Below are 14559 nucleotides of genomic sequence, written 5' to 3'. Positions count from 1 at the left end.
CTACATTTAGCATGTGTGAGGTATGATATGTCAACACTATTGAAAACAACTGATGTTCGTAGTCGAATTGATGAACAATTAAAAGCGGAAGCCGCAAGTGTATTACAAGACTGTGGTTTGACTATTAGCGCAGCTATCCGCTTGTTTTTAGAGCAAGTGGTTCAAGAGCAAAGAGTTCCTTTTGAAATCAAGCGTAAACAACCTTCGCTAAAAACGACACTAGCGTTGAAAGAAGCTAAAGTTATTGAGCAGCATTACGATTCAATTAACGAAATGATGGCGGAGTTAAGCAAAGTTGACTCAAAAGCCAAATAATAAGCGAGCTAAGCAACCAAGGCAGGTTGCTTATACACCGACGTTTAAAAAGTCATGGGAACGATATAATCGAGCAGGTCGTAGGGACATGAATGCGGCTATTCTTGTTATGGAACTTCTGTTTTCTCAAAAAATGATACCAAAAGAATATTTTGATCATGAATTAGAAGGTCATGAATGGCAAGGGGCTAGGGAGCTTCATATTGGTGGTGATTTCTTACTGGTTTATCGCTTGTCAGATAAGGGTAATTTAATCACTTTCGTTGATATTGGTTCGCACAGTGAACTATTTGGTTAAGGTAATGAGCCATAGTTCGAGCTCATTACCTATTGTATATCAAGGCACCATCAACAAGCCCGCAATTTGTCGCCAGTAGCCGTTACAGCTCTGGTTTTCAATACGCAATGGCACCATGCCATCTTCATTGGCTTTAAACTGAGTAAGTATATCTAAGGACTCAACGCTTTCAGGGGAAATGCGCACAATATCCACCAAACCTTTCATCGATGCCAACTCATTCCCGAGGTTATAGCAGTCACCACTGAGTGTTTGGATACCATTTAAGGTAAACACTTGTTGTTGCTCTTGGGAAAGCACCTTGCGCCCTTGAGGGTAATTAATACAGCAGGTTTCACAATCATCTTTTTGTTTGTTTTCTGAACGTGCGGTAAAGCAGCGTGCAGAATAGGCAAGGGGAAGATGACCGTAACTCATGACCTCCACCTCGAATTTATGACGAATACCGATTTCTTCACATTGATTGAGTAAGTTAATCAGCCAATCACGGGAGAGCTCAACAGGCATGCACCAACGGGTCATTCCTTGGCGCAGTAGAATATTCAGCGCTTGGGCGTTGTAGCAGTTGAGGCCATGCCCAGCCACAAATGGCAGTTTTCTATCCACTAACATGTTAATCACGCCAAAGTCGTGCGCTTCAAGTAAAAACTCGCCGTTATCGACTAATTTTGTTATTTCTTTTAGTTCTGAAGGTGCTTGCAGTAGAGCAAGGGAGCTCAATACAATCTGCTTGCCACTTTTAGCTAATTGCTGGGCAAGATCTATCCAATCATTGGGTTTCATTTCACGGCGCTTGCTACACACCATTTCACCGAGATAGATAATATCAGCTTCACTTTGCATAGCGAGTTGATAAAAGTCGTTTAATGTCTGTTTTGACCAGTAATAAAGCACTGATCCTAAAGAGTACTGCATGATAGTTTTACCTTTTAATTATTGCCATTTGCGATGATAAGCACCCAATGTGGTTTGACTTCCTTCAGAAAGCTTTCCTAGCGCTTTCATCCATTTAGGATCGGTGACAAAGTTATCGGGGTTGGCTTTATAACGGTCAATGGCTTGGCGCCAAATACGTGCCACTTCAGAAACATAAGCGGGGCTACGTTGGCGACCTTCAATTTTCACGGAGGCAATATTCGCCGCCATTAGCTCAGGTAATAATTCAATCGTATTCAAGCTGGTGGGCTCTTCGAGAACATGGTATTTCTGCTCATCCACCAAATAGCGCCCTTTACACAAAGTGGGGTAACCTGCGTTTTCATCGGCTTTATAGCGGTCGATAAGTACATTATTTAGGCGTGATTCCATGCCATCAGCCGTTTGTTGCCAACGCACAAAGCGGGCAGGGGAACAGGCTCCAACGGTATTTGGGGATTCTCCCGTTAGATAAGAGGATAAATAACAGCGCCCTTCAGCCATAATACACAGGCTGCCAAATGCAAACACTTCGAGGGGAACAGGGCTATTTTTTGCCAGCTGTTTAACTTGATGAATCGAGAGTACGCGAGGCAGTACCACACGGTGAACATCAAAGTTGCGTTGGTAAAAGCGGATCGCTTCGGTGTTGGTTGCAGAGGCTTGAACAGAAACATGTCTTTCAATGTGCGGATATTTAGTGGCGGCGTACTCTAGCATCGCGATATCGGCGATAATCAGGGCATCAGCACCAAGGTCAGCGGCAAGATCTACCGAATCTTGCCACCTTTGGTAGCCATCTGGGTGAGCAAATGTATTGATGGCGATATGTAGTTTGCGATTGCGGCTGTGAATATAACGTTCTGCTTCATGCAGTTTTTTTTGCGTAAAATTTAAACCTGCAAAATGGCGTGCGTTAGTATCATTTTTTAGCCCGATATACACCGCATCAGCCCCATTATCCACGGCGGCTTTTAAAGCAGGTAAGTTTCCTGCTGGGCAGAGTAATTCCATTGACCTATCCCTGTATAAATTTTGATAGCCGCTATTTTAGTCAAGGGAACTGTTATAGATTTTGATTTAGAGCAGAGAAATTGTTAATGGATGTTTGTATTCGTTAAGCAAATAGCAAAACAGGTAGATAAAAAATAAATATTGGCGAGATGGGCAAAAATTGATATAGGATCAGACTCATGACCCTATTTTTTGGCAAGATACTTATCATAACCCAAATAACGCATCAATAATATCAATGAATGTGATTATTGATTGTTAGAATTTTTTTAAATTGTGTGTATAGACAACATGTTACCCTAATTACTTCGAGCTGCTACTCTGATTAGGTAGTTACACGAAAACGGGCAGACAATGAATACGGGAGTCAGTATTGTGTTAGGTAAAATTCGTTCTCAACTCATCACAAAAGGCCCTTCACTTTTGAAATTGCCTTTAAAAGTGACCCCATTTGCTGTGCAGCGTCAGGTACTTGAACAACTGTTAAGTTGGCAGTTTCGTGAGTCAGTAAAAGAAGGGGAGCTTGATTTTCTAGAAGATAAATGGCTCAAAGTCGAGATCTACGATTTAGCGTTGGTGTGGTTTATCAGCTTGCAAGACGGCCAGCTTGTGGTTAAGAAACATGCAGAAGAAGATGTCAGCGTCAGCGGTAATGCCAATGATTTAGTACTGATCGCGGCTCGCAAAGAAGACCCAGATACATTGTTTTTTCAACGCCGTTTGGTAATTGAAGGGGATACCGAGTTAGGGTTATACGTGAAAAACTTGATGGATGCTTTTGAGCTCGAAAATATGCCAGCGCCATTGCGGTTTGCATTATTGCAACTCGCTGGAGTGATAAAAACGGTACAAGACAACGAGGACGCAGAGCATAAAACGCCTGTGTTGACCTCATGCTAATTCGGGTTGAAATTCCTGTTGATGCCATGGGCATTGATAGATTGCTGCGTGAAAGCTTCCCAACTGAAGCGGAAGCTAACCTTGTTCAGCATTTACGTGAAGATGGTTTGCTGACATTGGGGGTTGTTGCCACGAATGATAATGGCGAAGTGATAGGTTATGTTGGTTTCACGCCTGTTGACCTAAATGGTGAAGATGTACAGTGGGTAGGGTTGGCACCTTTAGCTGTTAATAAAGCTCATCAAGGGCAAGGCATTGCAGAGAAACTGGTTTATGAGGGGTTAGATAGCCTGAATGAATTTGGTTATGCTGCAGTCGTTGTGCTTGGCGATGAACGTTACTATTCACGCTTTGGGTTTGTCCCTGCTTCTAAACATCATATTCGTTGCCAATGGCCAGAGCTACAAGCTCACTTTTTAATTTGTGGGTTAGAAAATGGTGGGATAGGCGAGCAGCAAGGTGATGTGGTCTATTCTTCACATTTTGATAATTTGACCTGAGTTAAATAAGCGGTCAAATCGCTGGGCTGGTCGATGACCAGCCTTTCTTTTGTCTTTTTACTCAGTTGCTTCACCTTATATTCCATTTGGGATGCGGCTGAACGCGAACCGATCAGACATGAAAATGCTAATGTTAATGGCATTTTCCCTCTCAATGCTTTTGCCCCCGTTCCTGCTTTGTGTTGCTCAAACCGGCGCTGCACATCCGTCGTGATCCCACAATAAAGTGCGTTATTTTTCTCTCGCACTAGGTAGATATACCAGCTATTTTGCTTTAGCTCGCTTTTTTCTGAGGTGATATTTGTCATTTTGTGCTGATTTTTTAGTTAAAAACAATGGGTTAAAGACGAATATATTCGTTAAGGGAGTTATTTATAACACATTAATATATAAATAAAAAAGGCAATAAAGTTGTCACAAAGCTGTAACCTCAACATAGGTTATCATTCAGTTTATTTGAACAACTATAGCAAAATATGCTAATTTTCATTCCAATTTAAAGCGCATAATATGATCCATATCACAGGGGGACAGTAAAAACCCCGATTAAAAATCAAGTTTACAAAAAGGAACATACGATGAAAAAATCAACATTATTTGCTGCTGCTTTAGCTTTGGGTGCTGCATCATTTGGTTCAATGGCGGCTGATGAAGTTCAACATTCTAGTCAACCAGCTGCGGGTTATGTCTCAGTTACTGGTGCAGTTAGCGTAAATGACCTGACAGCACAATTAGCCAAAAAAGCTGATGAAGCTGGTGCAACTTCTTTCCGTGTGATTTCTGCTGGCGGTGAGAATTCTATGAATGGTACTGCGGCTATTTATAAATAATTTTATTCGTCATAATTCACGTTACAGCGTTGTTGGCTACGTTTACTCGCACTAGTCACATACTTATGTATGCTCCTAGCGTCTCGTTCACTTGCCGCCTAGCTGTACCACGAATTATTTAGAATAAATACTCGAATTTAGTTGGCGTATAGACCTAAAAATATTTAGGTTAATATTTCAGCTAGTTAGAGTATAGTAATAGCGAATTTTATGCCTACGTTCAGAACAGTTTAAGCAAGCTTAAGGGGAATCCCCCAAAAGCTTGTTCTGAACGGGTTTATATGGAAACCGCTATGACGCCTGAACAAACTTTAAAACACATCCAACGCTATATTGCCCGCCAACACGTTTTCTCTCTTTTTACTCATCATAACAATGATATTTGGCCTGCCAGTTGTTACTATGCATTTGATGCGAAAACGATGTGTCTGATTTTAATGACAGACCCGAATTCAAGGCATGGGCAATTGATGGTGGCTAACCCGCAAGTTGCTGGCACAATATCAGCGCAGACCAAAGCTGTTAATGCAATACAAGGTATTCAATTTACAGGTGAAATTAAAATATTAGAAGGTGAGGAAGAACGGCTTGCCCGCGGTTTTTACTGTCGTCGTTTCCCTGTGGCATTAGTAGCGAAACTGCCTGTTTGGCAGCTTCACTTGCAGAATATTAAAATGGTCGATAATAAATTAGGTTTTGGCACCAAGCTATATTGGGAACAGCAAATTTAACGTAGTTTGTGGATCACCTGATTTGAACTGCCGCGCCAAATTAAGCGCGGGTCATGTAAATCCTGCTCAAATTTACCGTCAATCACGGTATTAACTAAACTCACCACTTTTTGTTGTTCAAGCGTCAAATCACTCAATATGTATCCTGTCCATAACCAAATGTCTTTATCTGGGCAAACCGCTTTCACTCGCTTCACTAACTTGAGCACCGCTGGCAAATTAGCTGGGTGCAGAGGGTCTCCGCCAGAAAGGGAGAGCCCTTGTCGGCGGATGCGGGTATCTTGCAAATCTTGAATAATTTGGTCTTCCATTTCTTGAGTGAATGGCACACCTGAATCCACTCGCCACGTACTTTGATTGTAGCAACCGCGGCACTGGTGGACGCACCCCGCGACAAACAGTGTGCAGCGGGTACCAGGGCCATTAACCACATCAACAGGGTAATATTGGTGATAATTCATACCATTAACCTATTTGACCATTGCCTAAATGCTTGATACGGCGCTTTACTTCTTCTTGTTTACCTGCATTAAACGGGCGTGCATCTGGGCTACCTAAATAACCACATACACGGCGGATCACTGAAACGCGGTTGGTGTCATGGTTACCGCAAGCTGGGCAGGTAAACCCTTTGCTGGTACAAGAAAACTCGCCAGAAAAGCCACATTCATAACATTCATCTATCGGTGTGTTGGTGCCATAATAAGGAACGTGTTGATAGCTATAATCCCACACGTCTTCTAGCGCTCTGACATTATGTTGCAAGTTCGGGTATTCGCCGTAACAGATAAAACCGCCATTCGCGATTGCAGGGTACGGCGCTTCAAAGTCAATTTTGTCGTACGGATTGACTTGTTTTTCAACATCTAAATGGAAGCTATTGGTGTAGTAGCCTTTATCTGTGACGCCATTAATGACGCCGAATTCCGCGGTATCGATGCGGCAAAAACGGTCACACAAGTTTTCGCTCGGCGTGCTATATAAGCTGAAGCCGTAGCCTGTTTGTGCTTTCCACTCATCGGTTGCTTGGCGTAAGCGAGCGACAATAGCGACTGCTTTTTCACGTAACTTTTCGTTGTCATACACGTGGGTTTCTGAACCGAATAGTGCATTGATCGTTTCATGTAACCCAATGTAGCCTAAGGAAATTGATGCTCGACCATTTTTGAAAATCTCAGCAACATTGTCGTCTGCTTTTAATCTTACACCACACGCACCTTCCATATATAGGATAGGAGCTACGCGGGCTTTTACGGTTTCTAAGCGGGCAATGCGTGTCATTAAGGCTTTTTTCGCGATAGCGAGGCGCTCATCTAAGAGTGCCCAGAATGCATCTTCACTACCTTGTGCTTCAATAGCGATACGCGGTAAGTTCAGGCTAATGACACCTAAATTGTTGCGGCCATCATGAATTTGTTCGCCATTTTCTTCATAAATCCCTAAAAAGCTACGGCAACCCATTGGCGTTTTAAATGAGCCAGTGACATCAACAACACGATCATAATTGAGAATATCGGGGTACATGCGCTTGCTGGCGCACTCTAATGCTAATTGCTTAATATCGTAATTTGGATCGCTAAGTTTGTGGTTTAGGCCATCTTTGATAGCGAAAACCAGTTTAGGGAATACGGCGGTTTTGCGGTTTTTACCTAGGCCCGCAATACGGTTTTTTAGAATAGATTGCTGAATTAAACGCGCTTCTTTTGACGTACCCAACCCAAAGCCAAATGTAACGAATGGCGTTTGGCCATTAGCAGTATGTAGCGTATTTACTTCATACTCTAAAGACTGGAATGCATCGTAGCATTCTTTATCGGTACGGCTTTGCGCGTAACCTTCTGCATCTGCAATTCCCCACTCTTGTGCGACTTCTAAGTGTTTTTGGTAACTGATTGCCACATAAGGGGCTAAAATTTCATCAATTCGATTGATGGTTGTACCGCCATAAATATGGCTAGCAACTTGAGCAATAATTTGTGCTGTTACCGCTGTTGCAGTTGAAATAGATTTAGGAGGCTCAATTTCTGCATTTCCCATCTTAAATCCATCAGTTAACATACCTTTTAGGTCAATAAGCATACAGTTAAACATGGGGAAAAATGGCGCATAATCGAGGTCATGGTAGTGAATTTCGCCTCTTTCATGAGCTAGAACGACATCGCGAGGTAAAATATGTTGTTTGGCGTAATGCTTTGCCACAATCCCTGCGAGTAAGTCTCGTTGAGTTGGGATCACTTTACTGTCTTTATTGGCATTTTCGTTGAGTAAGGAAACATTACTTTGTTCAATCAATCCGCGAATATCATGGGTTAGTTGACTGCGTTTTTCACGCTCACTGTCCCTATCATGGCGATATTCGATGTAGGCACGGGCTAAATCTTTGTATGGCCCTGCCATCAGTTGGTTTTCGACAGCGTCTTGGATCTCCCCAATATCCACTTGGCTACGGTTGCAAAGTTGCTCAGTGACGATAGAGGCAACTTGAAGACAATAATCGTCATCCTTAACATCCACCGCAGCGGCAGCGCGCTTTACGGCTTCTTGAATCCTCGGAAGGTCAAAATTGACCTGACAACCATCTCTTTTAATGACAACCGTTCCCACTGTCTCTCTCCTTTTTAAGTTATCCACAGTGATAACGGCGTTATCCGTTATCTTCCTACTGAGCGTTTTTCTGTGGATAAAATGTGAATAAATACTACATATTGTGTCTATGTTGGTAATTAAAGCACAATATATAGGTTATTGCTTTTTTTTAGCTGACATTAGTTTGATCCAAAACAAAGAAAATAATTAAGTGCCTGAATATCCAAAGCGGGGCGCTGAAAATAAATAATTTTATGGGTAATAAAAAAGTTTCACTTAAGTTTCGACGCGGTTAATGGATGTGACGCAGTATTTGAGAAAGGCAATAAGCAGGAATAAGGGGATTGGGGAGAACAACACCCCACAGATATCATGGGGTGTCTATATTGAATTAAGCGTTATTTGCGAACGGCAATGGCTTCAATTTCAATTTTCACGTCTTTTGGCAGACGAGCAACTTCAACACAAGAACGTGCTGGGAATGGTGCGTTGTGTTGTTTGAAGAATTCTTCATAGGTTGCATTGACTGTTGCAAAGTCATTTAAGTCTTTAACGAATACAGTGGTTTTAACGATATCTGCTGCGGTTAAGCCTGCTTTTTCTAAGATTGCTTTGACGTTAGCCAGTGATTGGCGAGTCTGTGCAGCGATATCTTCAGGCACTTCCCCTGTTTTTGGATCAACAGGGATTTGGCCTGAAGTGATAACCATGCTACCCAAATCAACGCCTTGAACGTATGGGCCAATGGCTGCGGGTGCGTTTTCTGTATTGATTTCGTATGACATAATTACTCCGTTTCATCACGTAAGAGAAGCGACTCACCTAATATAACCTAGACTGAGCCACATTTTTATGGCTATTAGGCGCTATTAAAACACGGATTGCGCCCAGACAACACCGAAGTCTACGCTGAAATAACCTATTGATTATTGATCACGGCGTCTCTATCGAACTCTTTTTCACAGAAACGGCAAGTCAGAGCGACTTCTTTGCCCACTTTTTTCACGCGGAAACTGCTTGAAACGGGTTCATTGTGGCTAATGCAGTTGCTATTTGGGCATACCAGTACGTTATCAATATGCTCTGGCAACGTTAATTCTAATTTTTCAACAACTTGGTAATCTTCAATACGGTTTACGGTCGCTTCAGGCGCGTACATCGCCAGTTGGTTGGCTTGTTCAGGGGTTAAAAAGGTATTCTCAATTTTGATAATGTCTTTTTTACCCAGATTACTAGAGGGTAAATTTAGCCCAATAGTTATGCGCTCATCTGTTTTGGTCAATTTAAATAATTTCAGTAGCTTAAAACCAATTTGAGCAGGAATATGGTCGATAACCGTACCGTGGCTAATGGCTTCAACTTGTAGTTTATGGTCGTGTGTCATGGTGTTGTCCTCCTCAGATAGCCAATTCTTTATTTAAAACCAGTGATAGCAACGCTTGGCGTGCATAGATGCCGTTACCTGCTTGCTGGAAGTAATACGCATAAGGGGTGCTATCAACATCGACTGTGATTTCATCGATACGTGGTAGTGGGTGCAAGACTTTTAGATTCGATTTTGCCGAGTGCAGGTCTTCAGCACGCAAGATAAATTGCGCTTTTACATTGGCATATTCAGATGGGTCGAGGCGCTCTTTTTGGACGCGAGTCATATACAGAATATCTAACTCTGGCATGACTTCATCAATGTTATTGTGCAGGCTGTAAGTCGCCCCTTTTTCTTCCAAAATATGCAAGATATGGTTTGGCATGGATAGTGCTTCTGGTGCGATAAAGTAGAAGTGATTGCCTTCAAACTTAGATAAAGCCTGCGTCAGTGAGTGTACTGTTCTGCCATATTTTAGGTCACCGACCATTGCCACTTGTAAGTTTTCTAAGCGGCCTTGTGTTTCTTGGATAGTAAATAAATCCAGTAGCGTTTGTGTGGGGTGCTGGTTAGAACCATCGCCCGCATTGATAACAGGGATTTTGCCAGCAAACTGGCTAGCTAAACGTGCCGCACCTTCTTGAGGATGACGCATCACGATTGCATCAACATATTGGCTGATAACCGAAATCGTATCCGCTAACGTTTCGCCTTTTTTCCCCAACGATGTATTTGTGCTATCAGAGAACCCTACGACTGAAGCACCTAAGCGGTGGATCGCCGTTTCAAATGATAAACGGGTCCTCGTTGATGCTTCAAAGAAACAACTCGCAACGACTTTATGTTTTAGAAATTCAGGTTGTGGCTGTTTTTTTAATGACGCAGCCACGTTGAGCACAAGCTCAAGGTCTGAGCGGTCTAAATCGTTAATCGAAATAATATCGCGAAGATATAAAGGATTCGGCATGGTTGTTCTCCTTTGTCAGCAAGACATGTTAGGTCTATAGGCCAAAAAAAAGCCCCTCAATGAGGGGCTTTTTTATGAATACGGAGGGGAAAAACAGGCTGTCCAGACCGCTCGAAGGCAGTGCGTTGGAGGTGTTCTGTGTAAAAAATACAACAGCAGCGTTCATGGTTTCTCCCGACAAATTGTGGCGCATTATACGCATGTCTCTCGCTGACGCAAGCGTTTGCATAAAGAAAAATAAATTTTTTTTATTTTTTGTTTTTAGATTGAAAATTAAGCAAGCAGATAAAAAATTAAAAATCAGCAAGATGGAAAAATTTCCGCCGTCGTTATAGTCGGGGAATTATTTATGGGTAATCTATCGCCAAATTTCCTGCGAGGTTAAACGAGTGTTCGCCATAATCTCCAACAGTATTTGGAGCGATTCTCACGAGTGCTGCATCGAGATAATAAATTTTTTGGTTTTGAGTCATCGTAATAGCAACGCTTTTATTTGGTAGGATTGCCTCTCCCTGCCAACTCAGTTTGACGGCGTGCGCTTTACTTGAAGTCTGGAATAGCTGACTAGAATGGACACTTGCAGGGGCTGTAAATGATAACTGCGCACTCACTGTTGTTCTGCAGTCAATCGAAAGCGGAATTTTGTGTGTTCCAGTTTCTTGCCCCATTTTTTTAGAGGAAATAGGCCCATGAGTAAAATTTGAAAAAGAAGAGTTATCGGTAATTTGACACAATAATGGGGCATTTGAAAATGTTCCATTAATACGGATAGGCATATTTTGTGTTGCAGATAAAGAGTAAGGTGTAATACCGAATAATAATATAGATGGAATAAATATTTTTAATTTAATGGCATGCATTATAAATATCTCAAATAAAATAAGCGTTATTACTCATTTATTAGTATCAAACATTTTGAACTGAGTGATAATGTTACTCAGTTCAAAATGTAGAGATGATATATTACTGGTAAGTAATAGCTAAATTACCGATGATATCAAAAGTATGGTTACCAAAATCATTTGGACTGTTGGCGGATAAGCGTTTCATACTTGTCTGGAAAGTAATATGGTTAGTACCTTGACTAATTTTAATATCATTAGACTGACCAGGTTTTACTTCAGTGCTGTTGTATTTTAATTTAACACCAAAAGCATCACTCGATGTTTTAAATACATCAGGTGCATTTGGTGCATTATTGGCACTGAACGTTAACTTTGCGTTGGCAGGAAATTCGCAGGTAAAGTTTAAATATCCTGAACTTCTGTAGGATGTTTCATCACCCACTTTTTCTAGCGTGTTAATCGCGCCGAAAGCCGTGGTACTTTCAAGCTTAGCATCAGTACAAGGTTGGGTAACATTAGAGAATGTGCCTTTAATATTAATTGGCATATTTTGAACAGCGGATAGAGCAGGTAAAGAGACACAGACAAGCAATGCTAAACCACTTTTTTTTAGCAAGTTCATGAAAAAATTCCTTTTAATTAATATTAAGATTAAATATTTTAGTCAATATATTATTTTTATTGAAGAGAGATAGTGAAAATAAAGATATAATTTTTGGTTTAATGAGCAATACAAGGTTAAATTCTTTTTTTAAACTGTAGTAGATTAGTTGGTTTAAATTTCTAGCATAAGTACTTAATGATATTTTTTTAATTTAATAATTTAATTTTAAATTGCACGTTTAATTACGTAAGTATTATTTTATCTTTTATGGTTAATTTTCATGGGTTATTTAAAATAAGTTAAATGTGTTAAGTTATTTAAACTGAAAACGATATTAAAATAGAATGCAAAAACCTTATAGTTTTTTTAGAGGGGATTTTTGACCCAATGCGGTTGTTGTTATCCCCTCAACCCAATAGCTGGCGTTGAGGGGGGAGTTTAGAAAATATTATTAGGTAACTCAGGTGCTAATGTTGCTACCATCACGGCCTTAATCGTGTGTAAACGGTTTTCTGCTTGGTCGAAAACAATGCTATAAGGGGATTCAAACACGTCCTCGGTGACTTCTAAACCGCCGTACATATTGAATTCTTTCGCCAATTGCGCGCCGAGTTTGGTGTCTTCATTGTGAAATGCAGGTAAGCAATGTAGGAATTTGACATTCGGGTTACCTGTTAACTTAATTACATCCATATTGACCTGATACGGTTTTAACAGGTTAATTCTTTGCGCCCAAACTTCCTTGGCTTCACCCATCGACACCCACACATCCGTGTAAATAAAGTCTGCACCTTTAACCCCTTCGGCAACATCTTCCGTGAGCGTGATTTTTGCCCCTGTGGTTTTGGCAACGTCTAGGCAAGTATCAATCAACGCTTGCTCAGGCCAGCAGCTTTTAGGCGCCACTAAACGTAAATCTAACCCCGTCAGTGCGGCAGCTTCTAACATAGAGTTACCCATGTTATTGCGTGCATCGCCTAAGTATGCAAATTTGATTTCAGAAAATGGGGTGTTTGGTCGGTGTTCTTGTACGGTAAGTAGGTCGGCTAATAACTGTGTGGGATGGAATTCGTTAGTTAGTCCATTCCATACAGGCACTCCCGAGTGTGAGGCTAGTACGTCAACGGTGCTTTGTGCGAAGCCCCGATATTGGATACCGTCATACATCCTACCGAGGACTCTTGCAGTATCTTTCATGGTTTCTTTGTGGCCAATTTGGCTGCCTGAAGGCCCTAAATAGGTGACTCTAGCCCCTTGATCAAAGGCACCGACTTCGAAAGCACAACGGGTACGAGTGGAGTCTTTTTCAAAGATCAGAGCAAAATTTTTCCCCGCAAGCAGAGGTTGCTCTGTACCTGCTTTTTTTTCTGATTTTAACCATGCTGAAAGCTTTAACAGTGAATGAATTTCGTTAGAGGTGAAATCTAATAATCTTAGAAAATGCTTACTATAGAGGGGATTCATAAAATGCAGCCTTTTTTGATTGAATTAATATTCAATTTATATTCATAAAAATTCAAAATCAACCCCCAATGAAAAAGAATTATTCTGAAAAGTATGGTTTCACTGTTAACCCTATGGGAGAATGGCGCAGAGAATAGCGATAATGGAATAAGGGGTGTGGATATGGTTGATAAAGCGGAACTCGACGCGCAGTACGAAGAAACTCGTCTAATTATCGAAGAATTACTGGAAGATGGCAGCGATCCTGACGCATTGTATGCCATTGAGCATCACTTTTCAGCGGATAACTTTGCGTTATTAGAAAAAGCTGCGGTTGAAGCGTTCAAACTGGGCTATGAAGTGACAGACGCAGAAGAGCTCGAAATCGAAACGGGTGAAACATTAATGTGCTGTGATGTAATCAGTGAAAGTGCATTAAATGCAGAATTAATTGATGCACAAGTTGAGCAATTAATGAAACTGGCTGAAAAAATGGGCGTCAACTACGATGGTTGGGGCACTTATTTTGAAGATCCAGATGCCGAATATGATGATGAAGACGGTGACGATATCGAACCAGAAGACCGCATTCATTAATTATTAGTCACATCGTTCAAATACTTAAAAGGATAGCTAAAAACTATCCTTTTTTGTTTATGACAGAACTATAACGCCTTCAACATGCGAATTTCACAGTCGCTATGGCCTGTGCTTCCGAGAGCTTCATCAATAAATTCAAAGCCTAACTTTTCATACAGCTTAATGGCTGCTTGTAGTTCTTTTGTGGTTTCCAAATAGCAGCGAGTATAGCCTTGTGATTTGGCAAACTCTAATGACATCAACACAATTTGCTTCGCTAAGCCTTTGCCACGTAGAACCGAAGACAAATACATTTTTTGTAGTTCAGCTGTTTTATCATCACCGCCTGCCAGTTGTGACACGCCGCCACCCCCGACAATCTCCCCATCCATTTCCACCACCCAATAAGCGCTACGTGGTTGGCTATAAACTTCAAATAAGGTGTCTAAAATAGGATCAGCCACTGCGAAGCCTTTGTCCGCGGTTAAACCATGTTCTGCAGAAACCTCACGGATTACTGCGGCAATCCCTGCATTGTCTTGTTGCTCGATAAGACGAACTTTGTAGTTTTGTGTTGTCATGTGAAACTCTTGATTATTATTGTGTACAACTCAGTGTAGAGAGAACCTGAAGGGCACTTCAATCTGAGAACTGCGAACGCAGTCT

General features: G+C 41.3%; 20 protein-coding genes. 8 read left to right on the top strand and 12 right to left on the bottom strand.

Going from position 1 to position 14559, the window contains the following annotated elements:
- Window positions 1-27 precede the first annotated feature (27 nt).
- Entirely contained in the window at window positions 28-315 is a 288-nt protein-coding gene (locus ACE2AL_RS18595; RefSeq protein ID WP_206083248.1) for a type II toxin-antitoxin system RelB/DinJ family antitoxin, read from the top strand.
- Window positions 296-613: a type II toxin-antitoxin system YafQ family toxin gene (locus tag ACE2AL_RS18590; protein ID WP_206083250.1), complete on the top strand. Its 318-nt coding sequence runs from the start codon at window positions 296-298 to the stop codon at window positions 611-613. The genes ACE2AL_RS18595 and ACE2AL_RS18590 overlap by 20 nt, the downstream gene beginning before the upstream one ends.
- 39 nt (window positions 614-652) lie before the next feature.
- Here ACE2AL_RS18590 and ACE2AL_RS18585 read toward each other — a convergent pair whose 3' ends face one another.
- Both ACE2AL_RS18585 and ACE2AL_RS18580 read right to left on the bottom strand, forming a co-directional pair.
- Window positions 653-1528 carry a U32 family peptidase gene (locus tag ACE2AL_RS18585; protein ID WP_206083252.1) on the bottom strand — a complete coding sequence of 292 codons (876 nt, stop codon included), beginning with the start codon at window positions 1526-1528 and terminating at the stop codon, window positions 653-655.
- 18 nt (window positions 1529-1546) lie between these two features.
- A complete protein-coding gene (locus ACE2AL_RS18580; RefSeq protein ID WP_206083254.1) occupies window positions 1547-2542 on the bottom strand; it encodes a peptidase U32 family protein in 996 nt (331 codons plus the stop codon).
- 375 nt (window positions 2543-2917) lie between these two features.
- Between ACE2AL_RS18580 and ACE2AL_RS18575 the strand changes: the two genes are divergently transcribed.
- Entirely contained in the window at window positions 2918-3442 is a 525-nt protein-coding gene (locus ACE2AL_RS18575) for an SCP2 domain-containing protein (RefSeq protein WP_206083782.1), read from the top strand.
- Window positions 3436-3942 carry a GNAT family N-acetyltransferase gene (locus ACE2AL_RS18570; RefSeq protein ID WP_375083759.1) on the top strand — a complete coding sequence of 169 codons (507 nt, stop codon included), beginning with the start codon at window positions 3436-3438 and terminating at the stop codon, window positions 3940-3942. Before ACE2AL_RS18575 ends, ACE2AL_RS18570 begins: the two co-directional genes overlap by 7 nt.
- Here the strand turns inward: ACE2AL_RS18570 and ACE2AL_RS18565 are convergent.
- Window positions 3912-4250 carry a GIY-YIG nuclease family protein gene (locus tag ACE2AL_RS18565; protein WP_206083258.1) on the bottom strand — a complete coding sequence of 113 codons (339 nt, stop codon included), beginning with the start codon at window positions 4248-4250 and terminating at the stop codon, window positions 3912-3914. The genes ACE2AL_RS18570 and ACE2AL_RS18565 overlap by 31 nt on opposite strands.
- 270 nt (window positions 4251-4520) lie before the next feature.
- Here ACE2AL_RS18565 and ACE2AL_RS18560 point away from each other — a divergent pair, with 270 nt between their 5' ends.
- Both ACE2AL_RS18560 and ACE2AL_RS18555 read left to right on the top strand, forming a co-directional pair.
- Complete coding sequence (locus tag ACE2AL_RS18560; protein WP_272682143.1) at window positions 4521-4772, top strand: DUF1471 domain-containing protein; 252 nt, start codon at window positions 4521-4523, stop codon at window positions 4770-4772.
- Between the two features lie 293 nt (window positions 4773-5065).
- Window positions 5066-5503, top strand: a complete 438-nt coding sequence (locus tag ACE2AL_RS18555; RefSeq protein WP_272539526.1) for a YhbP family protein — start codon at window positions 5066-5068, stop codon at window positions 5501-5503.
- On the opposite strand, the gene nrdG is transcribed toward ACE2AL_RS18555, so the two are convergent.
- From nrdG to pyrB, 5 genes are all read right to left on the bottom strand, one after another.
- Window positions 5500-5964, bottom strand: coding sequence for an anaerobic ribonucleoside-triphosphate reductase-activating protein (nrdG, locus tag ACE2AL_RS18550; RefSeq protein WP_004907505.1), 465 nt, complete (start codon window positions 5962-5964; stop codon window positions 5500-5502). The genes ACE2AL_RS18555 and nrdG overlap by 4 nt on opposite strands.
- Before the next feature lie 4 nt (window positions 5965-5968).
- Window positions 5969-8107 (bottom strand): anaerobic ribonucleoside-triphosphate reductase, encoded by a 2139-nt coding sequence (gene nrdD / locus ACE2AL_RS18545; protein WP_206083261.1) that lies wholly within the window; start codon window positions 8105-8107, stop codon window positions 5969-5971.
- A gap of 380 nt (window positions 8108-8487) precedes the next feature.
- Window positions 8488-8874 carry a RidA family protein gene (gene ridA / locus ACE2AL_RS18540; protein WP_206083262.1) on the bottom strand — a complete coding sequence of 129 codons (387 nt, stop codon included), beginning with the start codon at window positions 8872-8874 and terminating at the stop codon, window positions 8488-8490.
- A gap of 134 nt (window positions 8875-9008) precedes the next feature.
- Window positions 9009-9473, bottom strand: coding sequence for an aspartate carbamoyltransferase regulatory subunit (pyrI, locus tag ACE2AL_RS18535; RefSeq protein WP_206083263.1), 465 nt, complete (start codon window positions 9471-9473; stop codon window positions 9009-9011).
- A 13-nt stretch (window positions 9474-9486) separates the two neighbouring features.
- Window positions 9487-10422, bottom strand: a complete 936-nt coding sequence (gene pyrB / locus ACE2AL_RS18530; protein WP_206083264.1) for an aspartate carbamoyltransferase — start codon at window positions 10420-10422, stop codon at window positions 9487-9489.
- Window positions 10423-10496: 74 nt separating this feature from the next.
- Here pyrB and ACE2AL_RS18525 point away from each other — a divergent pair, with 74 nt between their 5' ends.
- The gene (locus ACE2AL_RS18525) at window positions 10497-10757 is read left to right on the top strand and encodes a hypothetical protein (protein WP_206083266.1); all 261 of its coding nucleotides are present in this window, start codon (window positions 10497-10499) and stop codon (window positions 10755-10757) included.
- 12 nt (window positions 10758-10769) lie between these two features.
- Here the strand turns inward: ACE2AL_RS18525 and ACE2AL_RS18520 are convergent, their stop codons facing one another.
- The 3 genes from ACE2AL_RS18520 to argF form a co-directional block, all read right to left on the bottom strand.
- Window positions 10770-11282 (bottom strand): hypothetical protein, encoded by a 513-nt coding sequence (locus ACE2AL_RS18520; RefSeq protein ID WP_206083268.1) that lies wholly within the window; start codon window positions 11280-11282, stop codon window positions 10770-10772.
- A 103-nt stretch (window positions 11283-11385) separates the two neighbouring features.
- On the bottom strand, window positions 11386-11889 hold the full coding sequence (locus tag ACE2AL_RS18515; RefSeq protein WP_206083270.1) for a fimbrial protein: 504 nt from the start codon (window positions 11887-11889) through the stop codon (window positions 11386-11388).
- Window positions 11890-12309: 420 nt separating this feature from the next.
- Window positions 12310-13335: an ornithine carbamoyltransferase gene (gene argF, locus ACE2AL_RS18510; RefSeq protein WP_375083758.1), complete on the bottom strand. Its 1026-nt coding sequence runs from the start codon at window positions 13333-13335 to the stop codon at window positions 12310-12312.
- 162 nt (window positions 13336-13497) lie between these two features.
- On the opposite strand from argF, the gene rraB reads away from it, so the two are divergent.
- Window positions 13498-13911, top strand: a complete 414-nt coding sequence (gene rraB / locus ACE2AL_RS18505) for a ribonuclease E inhibitor RraB (protein WP_375083757.1) — start codon at window positions 13498-13500, stop codon at window positions 13909-13911.
- Between the two features lie 68 nt (window positions 13912-13979).
- On the opposite strand, the gene ACE2AL_RS18500 is transcribed toward rraB, so the two are convergent.
- Window positions 13980-14474, bottom strand: coding sequence for a GNAT family N-acetyltransferase (locus ACE2AL_RS18500; RefSeq protein WP_272682139.1), 495 nt, complete (start codon window positions 14472-14474; stop codon window positions 13980-13982).
- Window positions 14475-14559: the final 85 nt, after the last annotated feature.

Source organism: Providencia xihuensis, assembly GCF_041953405.1.
Taxonomy (GTDB): domain Bacteria; phylum Pseudomonadota; class Gammaproteobacteria; order Enterobacterales; family Enterobacteriaceae; genus Providencia; species Providencia vermicola.
Note: the sequence above shows the minus strand (reverse complement) of the source record. Positions and strands in the feature narration are given on the sequence as shown.

Bases quoted from the DNA above. Each gene is read 5' to 3' on its own strand.
- ACE2AL_RS18595 (WP_206083248.1), top strand. From the start codon at position 28: ATGTCAACACTATTGAAAACAACTGATGTTCGTAGTCGAATTGATGAA.
- ACE2AL_RS18585 (WP_206083252.1), bottom strand. From the start codon at position 1,528: ATGCAGTACTCTTTAGGATCAGTGCTTTATTACTGGTCAAAACAGACA.
- ACE2AL_RS18580 (WP_206083254.1), bottom strand. From the start codon at position 2,542: ATGGAATTACTCTGCCCAGCAGGAAACTTACCTGCTTTAAAAGCCGCC.
- ACE2AL_RS18570 (WP_375083759.1), top strand. From the start codon at position 3,436: ATGCTAATTCGGGTTGAAATTCCTGTTGATGCCATGGGCATTGATAGA.
- ACE2AL_RS18565 (WP_206083258.1), bottom strand. From the start codon at position 4,250: ATGACAAATATCACCTCAGAAAAAAGCGAGCTAAAGCAAAATAGCTGG.
- ACE2AL_RS18560 (WP_272682143.1), top strand. From the start codon at position 4,521: ATGAAAAAATCAACATTATTTGCTGCTGCTTTAGCTTTGGGTGCTGCA.
- ACE2AL_RS18555 (WP_272539526.1), top strand. From the start codon at position 5,066: ATGACGCCTGAACAAACTTTAAAACACATCCAACGCTATATTGCCCGC.
- nrdG (WP_004907505.1), bottom strand. From the start codon at position 5,964: ATGAATTATCACCAATATTACCCTGTTGATGTGGTTAATGGCCCTGGT.
- ridA (WP_206083262.1), bottom strand. From the start codon at position 8,874: ATGTCATACGAAATCAATACAGAAAACGCACCCGCAGCCATTGGCCCA.
- pyrI (WP_206083263.1), bottom strand. From the start codon at position 9,473: ATGACACACGACCATAAACTACAAGTTGAAGCCATTAGCCACGGTACG.
- pyrB (WP_206083264.1), bottom strand. From the start codon at position 10,422: ATGCCGAATCCTTTATATCTTCGCGATATTATTTCGATTAACGATTTA.
- ACE2AL_RS18525 (WP_206083266.1), top strand. From the start codon at position 10,497: ATGAATACGGAGGGGAAAAACAGGCTGTCCAGACCGCTCGAAGGCAGT.
- ACE2AL_RS18520 (WP_206083268.1), bottom strand. From the start codon at position 11,282: ATGCATGCCATTAAATTAAAAATATTTATTCCATCTATATTATTATTC.
- ACE2AL_RS18515 (WP_206083270.1), bottom strand. From the start codon at position 11,889: ATGAACTTGCTAAAAAAAAGTGGTTTAGCATTGCTTGTCTGTGTCTCT.
- argF (WP_375083758.1), bottom strand. From the start codon at position 13,335: ATGAATCCCCTCTATAGTAAGCATTTTCTAAGATTATTAGATTTCACC.
- rraB (WP_375083757.1), top strand. From the start codon at position 13,498: ATGGTTGATAAAGCGGAACTCGACGCGCAGTACGAAGAAACTCGTCTA.
- ACE2AL_RS18500 (WP_272682139.1), bottom strand. From the start codon at position 14,474: ATGACAACACAAAACTACAAAGTTCGTCTTATCGAGCAACAAGACAAT.